A 1,029-nucleotide genomic window follows, 5' to 3' on the forward strand; every position below is an offset into this window, starting at 1 on the left:
CAGCCAGCCGGCGACCAGACGCGGCTGCGCCAGAAACCGCGCCAGGAAGGTCAAGGGATTGGAGGCCGGGCCGCGGGCGCGGGCGATCTGCTTGCCGTCACCCATGCGCATCCACCAGAAGGCCGCCAGCATCACCACTGCAGCAGCGCCAGAGATCAGAAACGGGGCCGGGGGCCAGATCTCCAGCAGCAGCACGCCGGCCACCGGACCAGCGGTCCAGCCAAGGGCCGAATAGAACATCCGCGAGGTTTCGCATTGCCCAAGTTCCATCCGGGAAATGTAATCCAGCACGTAAGCGTTGAAGCAGATGAAAGTGGTCACCGCTGCTACTGTGTTCAGTGCAAGGGCGGCAAGCACCGACACCGGGCTGCCTTCGATGGCAAAGCTGGCAGAGGCGATGAACATCAGCCCTCCCAGCGAATAGGCCCAGCGGCGCGGCACCAGCCGGATCAGCGCCGGGATCATCAGCCCAGCCAGCAGCGACAGGATGCCGACCGCAAAATATGAAGCCGAAACCATCCCCGCGTCCCCCAGGGCCCGGTACATGATCAGCGGAAAGACCGAGATCAGGATGCCGCGCACCACGGCCTCCAGCCCGGCCAGGACGCCAAAGTCCCGCACCGAAGGCACCGGCGCGTGGCGCAGCCATTCGGGAATTCGCCTCTCGTGCATCTGCGTCCTCCTGTTCTGTTAAAGGACAGCGTGGCGCGGAAGATGCAGGGAAAATGCCGTTTTTCGACGCGAGGGTCGCAGGCAGGCTTGGCGCCGGAAATAACTTCTCGTGATGCCGGGCGGCTAAGGCTTGTGTGCGGCAGCAGCCGCGCGGCCCGCCGGGGGAACGGGCCGCCCCTCCCGCCAGGCAAGGATGGCGGCGCCAGCCAGAATGATAACGGCGCCAAGGAAAGAAATGGCATCCGGCACCACGCCAAAGCCAAGGAAGTCATAAAATGCCGCAAAGACCAGCGTGGCATAGCTGAACGGCGCCACAAAGGAGGCATCGGCCCGCGCCATTCCATTGATGAAACAGGC

Annotated in this window: 2 protein-coding genes; both read right to left on the bottom strand. The window is 64.3% G+C overall.

The features are described from left to right. A partial coding sequence (locus A2I95_RS42085) for an MFS transporter (RefSeq protein WP_367153232.1) occupies nt 1–672 on the bottom strand: 672 nt, incomplete at its 3' end. 123 nt (nt 673–795) lie between these two features. Then, a partial coding sequence (locus A2I95_RS42090; protein WP_291738176.1) for an EamA family transporter occupies nt 796–1,029 on the bottom strand: 234 nt, incomplete at its 5' end.

The organism is Leisingera sp. F5 (genome assembly GCF_001593695.1).